Genomic DNA, 8,924 nt, shown 5'->3' with positions numbered 1-8,924 from the left:
CGGCGAGATACGCGGCGCGGCCGGCCTCGACCCCCTGCGCAAACGCGCGCGCCATGATCTCGGGGTGCGTGGCCTGCGACACGGCGGTGTTCAGCAACACGCCGTCGAAGCCCCACTCCATCACCTGGCACGCGTGCGACGGCACGCCGAGCCCCGCATCGACGATCAGCGGCACGTCGGGCAGCCGCTCGCGCAGCACGCGCAGGCCGTACGGGTTCACGACGCCCTTGCCCGTGCCGATCGGCGCGCCCCACGGCATCAGCGCCTCGCAGCCGACGTCGAGCAGGCGCCGGCCGATCACCAGATCCTCGGTGCAGTACGGCAGCACCTTGAAACCGTCCTTGACCAGTTGCGCGGCCGCTTCGATCAGGCCGACCGGGTCGGGCTGCAGCGTGTAGTCGTCGCCGATCAGTTCGAGCTTGATCCAGTCGGTGCCGAACACCTCGCGCGCCATGTGCGCGGTCGTCACGGCTTCGGCGACGGTCTGGCAGCCGGCCGTGTTCGGCAGCAGCGGCACCGCGTGGCGCTTGAGCAGGTCGAAGAAGCCGGCTTCGGCCGTGCCGCCCGTCATCTGGCGGCGCAGCGCGACCGTCACCATCCCCGGCCGCGACGCGGCGATCGAATCGGACAGCGACTGCAGCGACGGATAGCGCGACGTGCCGATCAGCACGCGGCTTGCGAAGGTTTCGCCGTACAGCGTCAACGCGTCGGCGGAGGTGTGGGACGTCATGTCGTTTTCCTGAAAGAGCGGGGACGATCCGGCGGCGCTCAGCCGCCCGCGACGGGGTGCACGACGTCGAGCTTGTCGCCCGCCGCGAGTGCGCGCGCCGCGTGCTGCGTGCGCGCGACGAAGTTGCCGTTCAGCGCGACCGCGTACGGCGGACGCGCGCCGTACGCGGCGAGCGCGTCGGACACCGTTGCGCCGTCGGGCAACGTCAGGGTCTGTTGGTTGATCTGGATATCCATGAGGCTTCGTCGAATTCGGTCGGCGGCGCGCGTCAGGCCGGCTGGCGCGCGTCGTTGCGGTGATGAAGGAGCGTCGGCCAGCGCGCCGCGTCGCGCCACGCGGCAAACGCGTCGGCGTCGCCGAACGTGCCGCCGAGCGCGGCTTCGGCGACCGCAACCGCCGCGTGCGCGACTTCCGGCGCGATCATGAAGCCGTGCCGGTACAGGCCGTTGACGGCAAGCGTCGACGCGCCGTCCCAGATCACCGCCGGGCGATGATCGGGCAGCGTCGGCCGGCACTGCGCATTGAGCTCGAGGATGCGCGCCTCGCCGAACGCCGGATGCACGGAGAACGCCGCGCTCAGCAGTTCGAGCGCGGAGCGCACGCTGACGGGCGACATGTCCTCGCCCTCCACTTCGGTCGCGCCGATCACATAGAGATCGTCCTGCTTCGGTGCGATGTACAGCGGGTAGCGCGGATGCAGCAGCCGCACGGGCCGGGTGAGCCCGATGCCGGGCGCGCGCACGCGCGCGACTTCGCCGCGGATGCCGCGCAACGCGGGCAGCGCGGGTTTCGCGCCGAGCCCGCGGCAATCGATCGTGAAATGCGCGGCGGGCAGGTTCGCGTCGTCGATCGTGACGTGCCAGTGCAGGTCGACGCCGCGTTCGACGAGGCCGGCCGCGAGCGCGCGCAGCGCCTGGCGATTGTCGAGCTGGCCTTCGTTCGGCAGCAGCAGGCCGCGCGCGAAGCGGCCCGCGAGCACCGGCTCGGCCGCATCGACCTGCGCGCCGGCGAGCGTCACGAACCCGCTGTCGAACAGGTCGGCCGGCGCGTTCGCGCGCACGCGCCGCTCGAACAACGGCGCCTCCGCACGATCCGCGTGATGCCAGACGACGAGCGTGCCGTGATGCTGGAAGAAGACGGGTTCCGGCAGTTCCGCGAGCCACTGCGGCCAGCGCGCGAGCGACGCTGCGCCGAGCTCGGTGATCAGTAGCTCCGCGCTCGCCGCTTCAGCGAGCGGCGCGAGCATCGCAGCCGCGATCCACGCGGCCGACTGTTCGCCGTCCGGGCCGCCGCGCTCGTAAAGCGCGACACGATGCCCGTCGCCTGCGAGCCGCCATGCGATCAGGCGGCCGACGAGGCCGCCGCCGAGCACCGCGAAGTCGGGTCGGGAATCCCGGGCGTTCATCGCGCACCCTCCGCGCAAGCGCGCACGACGAACGTCGATGCGCACGCGCACGCGCCGCCGTGCGCGAACGCACGCGACATCGGGCCGGGAACCATGCAAAAGACTGAAGATTGTGCGGTCATCATTCCTTCCGTAACGCGCAAAGCGCGTACCCAAAAGGACGAAACCGGCAGCAAAGGCCGGCCGGGCGGGACAAGGGCGCTGACCATGTGGGATGGCAGCCAGCGCGACCCGGCGGGATCAGAAACTTCCCTCGCCGGTATTACCCGGATCGGGTGCGAAGGGTCTTTCTCAGCCTCATCGCGCTGGCTGGAACATCTGCCGGCCGCGCCACAAAGCACCCCTGTTTCGTCGTCGGCCATTAGACCATAAAAGCGGAAAGCGCCGCAAACTGTCCCCCTTGCGGCAAATTCGCCGTCGTGCCGCGCCGCTCTGGCACAATGCCCGCAGGCCGGCCGCGCAAGCGGCCGGTTGCCGCGTCACCGCCGGCCTTAAGTGCCGTTTAAGACGCGCGGGCGACCATCCGGACGCCCGCCGTCAGTCGGCGCCGCGTCCCGGCATGCCGTATCGCGGCGCGCGCCCGGCTTCGCCCGGCCCGCGCGCCGGCTACTCATCAGGAAGCACATGACCCAATCGATCGATCCCGTCCGCTCCGCCTCCGACGCGCCGCAGGACGAGCGCCCGGTATCCGCATGGAGCCTCATCAAGCCCTACTGGGTATCGTCCGAATGGAAAATCGCATGGGGCCTGCTGGTCTCGATCATCGCGATCAACCTCTGCGTGGTCTGGATCAACGTCCGGCTGAACAAGTGGAACGCGGAGTTCTACAACGCGCTGCAGTCGAAGGACGTCCACGACTTCCCGAACCTGCTGATGCAGTTCTCCGCGCTCGCGTTCGCCTTCATCATCCTCGCCGTGTACGGCCGCTACCTGCGGCAGATGCTCGGCTTCCGCTGGCGCCAGTGGCTCACCGACCGCTTTCTCGGCCAGTGGCTCGGCGATCGCGCGTTCTACCGGATCGAGCGTGACCGCCTCGCCGACAACCCCGACCAGCGGATCACCGACGACCTCCAGTCGTTCGCGACGACCACCCTCGCGCTGTCGCTCGACCTGCTGTCGACGGTCGTCACGCTCGTGTCGTTCATCACGATCCTGTGGTCGCTCGCCGGCGCGCTGACGATTTCGCTCGGCGCGACGCCGATCGCGATCCCCGGCTACATGGTGTGGGCGGCCGCGCTGTACGCGGTGATCGGCTCGCTGATCATCCAGAAGGTCGGCCATCCGCTCGTGTCGATCAACTACCAGCAGCAGCGCGTCGAGGCCGACTTCCGCTTCGGGCTGATCCGCGTGCGCGAGAACGCCGAGCAGATCGCGTTCTACGACGGCGAGAAGACCGAGACCGGCAACGCGCAAAACCTCTTCTTGCGCATCCGCGACAACTGGTGGCGCGTGATGAAGTACACGAAGCGGCTCACGTTCGTGCTGAGCTTCTACGGGCAGATCGCGATCATCTTCCCGCTCGTCGTCGCCGCACCGCGCTATTTCGCGGGCGCGTTCTCGTTCGGGGTGCTGATGCAGATCTCGTCCGCGTTCGGCACCGTCAGCGATTCGTTCTCGTGGTTCATCAACAGCTACTCGACCCTCGTCGAATGGCGCGCCACCGTCAACCGTCTGCGCGAATTCAAGCGCGTGATGGGCACGTCGCACCTGAAGGAAAGCCTGTCGCCCGCGACCGAGCACGGCGGCATCAACCTGCACTACGTCGACGACACGACGCTGTCGACGTCGTCGCTCAAGCTCGCGCTGCCGAACGGCAACGCGCTCGCGAACATCGGCAGCGTCACGATCGAGCCCGGCTCGCGCTGGCTCGTGATCGGCAAGTCGGGTTCCGGCAAGAGCACGTTCATGCGCGCGCTCGCGGGCCTGTGGCCGTTCGGCGACGGCGCGATCGATGCGCCGGTCGGCGCGCGGATGATGTTCGTGCCGCAGACGAGCTATCTGCCGATCGGCACGCTGAAGGCCGCGCTCACCTATCCGGCGACGGCCGACGCGTTCAGCGACGAAGCCTGCCGCGACGCGCTGCGCGCATGCCGCCTCGAGGATTACGTCGAGCGCCTCGGCGAGACCGCGCACTGGACCCGCGTGCTGTCGCCGGGCGAACAGCAGCGCCTGGCTGGCGCACGCGTGCTGCTGCACAAGCCCGACTTCCTGTTCCTCGACGAAGCGACGAGCGCGCTCGACGCCGACAACGAGGCACGCCTCTATCACCTGTTCGCCGAACGACTGCCGAAGGCCGCGATCATCAGCATCGCGCACCGCGAGTCGCTGGCCGCGTTCCACGTCGGCACGATCAACGTCGAGCGCGTGAACGACAGCGACAAGGTCGCCGCGTAAGCGCACGCGCCGCGCGCGGAGCGCGCTGATCACCGGCGCCGGTTCGGGGATCGGCGCGGCGTGTGCGCGGCGGCTCACGGCTCGTCGCGCCCGGCATGGCATTGGCGCTGCATGCGCGCAACGCGGACAAAGCGGCACGCGCCCGGCTCGCCGAAGTCGAAGTCGCCCGCGCGTACACCGCGGCCGGCGCGGCGTGCATCACACTCTCCAGCGATCTCGGTGAACCCGGGCGGGCAATGTCGACGGGGTCGGGGAAGGTGGTGACGGATCTCGTCACCGGGAGAGAATCGAAGCTCGATCCATCGGGATAGACGCTCGCCCGCCACGGGTAGCAGGCCGGACGTCGCGCGACGTCGCCGAACCGATGCAGCGGCAAGCCCGCCTGCCGCATGACAAGGATGGCGGCCGGCCTTCGCCGGGCCTCGCCGGAACGGCTCAACCCGCTGCCGCGCCGTCCGCCCGTGCAATCGGCGCCGACACGATCGGCCGATGCGACACCCCTTCGTGCGACAACCGGCTTTCGAACAGCGTGAGCGCGTCGAACCGCAGCGCAACCGGCCGCTTCACCGCACCGCCGTGCGCCGGCTGCCCGACCGCATCGTGCGGCAGCCGCGCGAGCGTCACGTGCGGACGGAACGGCCGCCGATCCGCCGGTACGCCGAGCTCGCGCAGCTTCGCGGACAGCGCGACATTCAACGCCGCACACGCCGGCTCGGCGGCCAGTTCCGCGACGATCAGCCGCGCGCGCGGCAGGCTCGGCCACCACGCGATCCGTTCGACCGGCACCAACGGCAGCGCATGCGCGGCCGCGAGCGCCGGCAGGTACGCGGCCAACGCGTCGCAGCACGCCCGCTCGATCGCGCCGACGAACGCGAGCGTCACATGCAGTTGCGCGGGCAGCGGACGCCGCGCGCCACGGGTAACCGGCAACGCATGCAGCGCGTCGCGCGATGCCACATCGGGCATCAGCGCGACGAACACGCGCAGCCGGTCGCCGTTCATGACTCGCGCACCACCGCACGCGGCACGCTGTCGGCATCGGCCACGGCCGGACGCTGCGGCAGCGGGCCATGCTCGCCCCACACGTCGGTCGGCAGCACGTTCGCGAGTTCCGGAATCGTGTTGCGCGTGAACACCGGATCGGCAACGCCTGCCGCGCGCTGGCGGCGATAGTCGGCCCACGCGGCGTGCGCATACTTGCCGAGCGCGAGGATCGCGATCAGGTTGATGATCGCCATCAGCCCCATGCTCGTATCGGCCATCGCCCACACGAGCGGCAGTTGCCCGACGCTGCCGAACATCACCATGCCGAGCACCGCGATGCGGAACAGCGGCAGCACGCCGCGCCGCTTCGTGATGAATTCGACGTTGCCTTCCGCATACGCGTAGTTGCCGATCACCGACGAGTACGCGAAGAAAAAGATCGCGAACGCCATGTAGATGCCGCCCCAGCCGCCGACGTGGCTCGCGATTGCGCGCTGCGTGAGCGCCGCGCCTTCCATGCCGGTGCCCAGTTCGTACTGGCCCGACAGCAGGATCACGAAGGCGGTCGCGCTGCAGATCACGATCGTGTCGACGAATACGCCGAGCATCTGGATCAGCCCCTGCACGACCGGATGCCGCGTACTGGCGGTCGCCGCCGCATTCGGCGCGCTGCCCATGCCGGCCTCGTTCGAGAACAGCCCGCGCTTCACGCCCATCGCGACCGCCTGGCTGACCGCATAGCCCGTCAGGCCGCCCGCTGCCTGCTCGAGACCGAACGCGCTCTTCACGATCAATTCGATCACGCCCGGCACCAGCGCGATGTGCGTCGCGACCGCATAGACCGCGAGCGCGAGGTAGCCGATGGCCATCAGCGGCACGATCACCTGCGCAACCGCCGCGATCCGGCGGATCCCGCCGAAGATGATCGGCGCAGTCAGCAGCACGAGACCGAGACCGACGCTCGCGCGGCTCCAGCCGAACGACGTGTCGAACGCATCGGCGATCGCGTTGGCCTGCACCGCGTTGAACACGAAGCCGAACGCGAGGATCAGCGACAGCGAGAACAGCACGCCGAAGCCGCGCGAGCGCAGGCCCGTCTGGATGTAGTACGCGGGGCCGCCGCGATAGCTGCCGTCCGGGTGCGACACCTTGAAGATCTGCGCGAGCGTCGCCTCGACGAACGCGGACGACATCCCGACGAGCGCCGTCATCCACATCCAGAAGATCGCGCCCGGCCCGCCGACCGTCAGCGCGACCGCGACGCCGGCGATGTTGCCGGTGCCCACGCGGCTCGCGAGCCCGGTCGCGAACGCCTGGAACGACGAGATGCTGCCCGGCTCGCCCTTGCTGCCGACCAGCTTCATGCTGAGGAACAGCGCCTTCAGCTGGATCATCCGGAACCGCAGCGTGAACCACGCGCCCACGCCGAGCAGCAGCGCAATCAGCACGTAGTTCCACAACACGCCGTTGACGGCGTCGATCAGCCCTTGCACGAGTGCTTCCATCCAGAATCCTTGTAAATAGGGTCAGTCATATGTGATGGCCGCTCGCTTCACGGCCGGAGGGGCGACATGATATGACAATTTGCAAGGATCATTACAAAAACGAAAGATTTGAGATGCCGGGAAATCGCTGCCGGATGTGACCAGATTAGGCGACGCTTCGCGAAATTGCGGGGGCACCAGGATCTCTAAGCCGCGACACCGAGCTCTGTCGCGATGCGCGCGGCGCGGTAGCAGCGCGCCGAAACGCCGGGCGCTCGCCCGCTACGGAACGCGCTGCGCACGCGCGATACGACACCGAATCGCACGCATAAAAAAACCGGGCGCCCTTTCGGACGCCCGGTTTCTACGACGGCTACCGACCTGCGCTTATCGCGGCAGGCTCGAATGCCCCATCAGGTACGCATCGACCGACCGCGCACACTGGCGGCCTTCGCGGATCGCCCACACGACGAGCGACTGGCCACGGCGCATGTCGCCCGCCGCGAACACCTTGTCGACCGACGTGTAGTACGAACGATCGCCTTCGGTCGCAGCCCGTGCATTGCCGCGCGCATCCTTCGCGACGCCGAACGCTTCGAGCACGGGCGCTGCCGGCTGCGTGAAGCCCATCGCGAGCAGCACGAGGTCCGCCTTCATCTCGAACTCGGAGCCCGGCACTTCCTGCATCTTGCCGTCCTTCCACTCGACGCGCACTGCGATCAGCTTCTCGACCTTGCCGTTCTTGCCTTCGAGGCGCTTCGTCGCGACCGCCCAGTCACGCTCGCAGCCTTCCTCGTGCGACGACGACGTGCGCAGCTTGATCGGCCAGTACGGCCACACGAGCGGCTTGTTCTCCTCTTCCGGCGGCTGCGGCAGCAGCTCGAACTGCGTGACCTGCTTCGCGCCGTGACGGTTCGACGTGCCGACGCAGTCGGAACCCGTATCGCCGCCGCCGATCACGATCACGTGCTTGCCCTTCGCGAGCAGCTGGTCGACCAGCTTGTCGCCCGCGTTCACGCGGTTCTGCTGCGGCAGGAAGTCCATCGCGTAATGCACGCCCGCGAGTTCGCGGCCCGGCACCGGCAGGTCGCGCGGCGTTTCCGAACCGCCGGCGATCACGACCGCATCGAATTCTTCCTTCAGCGTCTCCGGCGAGATGGTTTCCTTCGCGAGGCTGCCGATCGACTCGGGCAGCGGATCCTTGCCGATGAACACGCTGGTGCGGAACGTCACGCCTTCCGCTTCCATCTGGCGCATGCGGCGGTCGATCAGCCACTTCTCCAGCTTGAAGTCGGGAATCCCGTAACGCAGCAGGCCGCCGACGCGGTCGTTCTTCTCGAACACCGTCACGTCGTGGCCCGCACGCGCGAGCTGCTGCGCGGCGGCGAGGCCCGCGGGGCCCGAACCGACGACCGCGACCTTCTTGCCCGTCTTGTGCTCGGCCGGCAGCGGCTTCACCCAGCCTTCCGCCCAGGCCTTGTCGATGATCGCGTGCTCGATCGACTTGATGCCGACCGGATCGTCGTTGATCCCGAGCGTGCATGCCGACTCGCACGGCGCCGGGCAGATGCGGCCCGTGAATTCCGGGAAGTTGTTGGTCGAGTGCAGGACTTCGATCGCCTGCTGCCAGTCCTGGCGGTAAACGAGATCGTTGAAGTCCGGAATGATGTTGTTGACCGGGCAGCCGTTGTTGCAGAACGGGATGCCGCAATCCATGCAGCGCGCGCCCTGGACCTTCGCGTCCGCGTCGGTCAGTGCCGCGACGAATTCCTTGTAGTGCTTCACGCGCGTGAGCGGTGCTTCGTACGCCTCGTGGCGGCGTTCGAACTCCAGAAAACCGGTTGCCTTGCCCATAAGGTGCTCTTCTGTTCGGTGTATCGGGTGGGGGAGCCGCGCGCGGCAATCATGCGCGCGCGGCCTTCGCTAT

Annotated in this window: 7 protein-coding genes, 1 pseudogene and 1 riboswitch; of the genes and pseudogenes, 2 read left to right on the top strand and 6 right to left on the bottom strand. The window is 68.5% G+C overall.

All coding sequences use genetic code 11. The features are described from left to right. From G3N61_RS16445 to G3N61_RS16435, 3 genes are all read right to left on the bottom strand, one after another. On the bottom strand, positions 1-730 hold a 730-nt coding region (locus G3N61_RS16445), incomplete at its 3' end, for a thiazole synthase (RefSeq protein ID WP_205823033.1). Between the two features lie 38 nt (positions 731-768). Then, positions 769-966: a sulfur carrier protein ThiS gene (gene thiS, locus G3N61_RS16440; protein ID WP_043191789.1), complete on the bottom strand. Its 198-nt coding sequence runs from the start codon at positions 964-966 to the stop codon at positions 769-771. A gap of 32 nt (positions 967-998) precedes the next feature. Further along, positions 999-2,135 (bottom strand): FAD-dependent oxidoreductase, encoded by a 1,137-nt coding sequence (locus G3N61_RS16435; RefSeq protein WP_043191792.1) that lies wholly within the window; start codon positions 2,133-2,135, stop codon positions 999-1,001. A 231-nt stretch (positions 2,136-2,366) separates the two neighbouring features. Beyond that, a riboswitch (TPP riboswitch) is annotated at positions 2,367-2,490 on the bottom strand. Positions 2,491-2,759: 269 nt separating this feature from the next. Between G3N61_RS16435 and G3N61_RS16430 the strand changes: the two genes are divergently transcribed. Beyond that, complete coding sequence (locus tag G3N61_RS16430; RefSeq protein WP_043191794.1) at positions 2,760-4,529, top strand: ABC transporter ATP-binding protein/permease; 1,770 nt, start codon at positions 2,760-2,762, stop codon at positions 4,527-4,529. A gap of 25 nt (positions 4,530-4,554) precedes the next feature. Next, positions 4,555-4,771: pseudogene (locus tag G3N61_RS16425) on the top strand (short-chain dehydrogenase); the annotation flags it as partial. Positions 4,772-4,964: 193 nt separating this feature from the next. Here G3N61_RS16425 and thpR read toward each other — a convergent pair. From thpR to G3N61_RS16410, 3 genes are all read right to left on the bottom strand, one after another. Continuing rightward, the gene (gene thpR, locus G3N61_RS16420; RefSeq protein WP_043191798.1) at positions 4,965-5,531 is read right to left on the bottom strand and encodes an RNA 2',3'-cyclic phosphodiesterase; all 567 of its coding nucleotides are present in this window, start codon (positions 5,529-5,531) and stop codon (positions 4,965-4,967) included. Further along, on the bottom strand, positions 5,528-7,018 hold the full coding sequence (locus G3N61_RS16415; protein WP_089449767.1) for an alanine/glycine:cation symporter family protein: 1,491 nt from the start codon (positions 7,016-7,018) through the stop codon (positions 5,528-5,530). Before G3N61_RS16415 ends, thpR begins: the two co-directional genes overlap by 4 nt. A 366-nt stretch (positions 7,019-7,384) precedes the next feature. Beyond that, the gene (locus tag G3N61_RS16410) at positions 7,385-8,851 is read right to left on the bottom strand and encodes a glutamate synthase subunit beta (RefSeq protein ID WP_043191801.1); all 1,467 of its coding nucleotides are present in this window, start codon (positions 8,849-8,851) and stop codon (positions 7,385-7,387) included. Positions 8,852-8,924 lie beyond the last annotated feature (73 nt).

It is taken from the genome of Burkholderia sp. Ac-20349 (genome assembly GCF_017104865.1).
GTDB classification, from domain to species: domain Bacteria; phylum Pseudomonadota; class Gammaproteobacteria; order Burkholderiales; family Burkholderiaceae; genus Burkholderia; species Burkholderia aenigmatica.
Note: the sequence above shows the minus strand (reverse complement) of the source record. Positions and strands in the feature narration are given on the sequence as shown.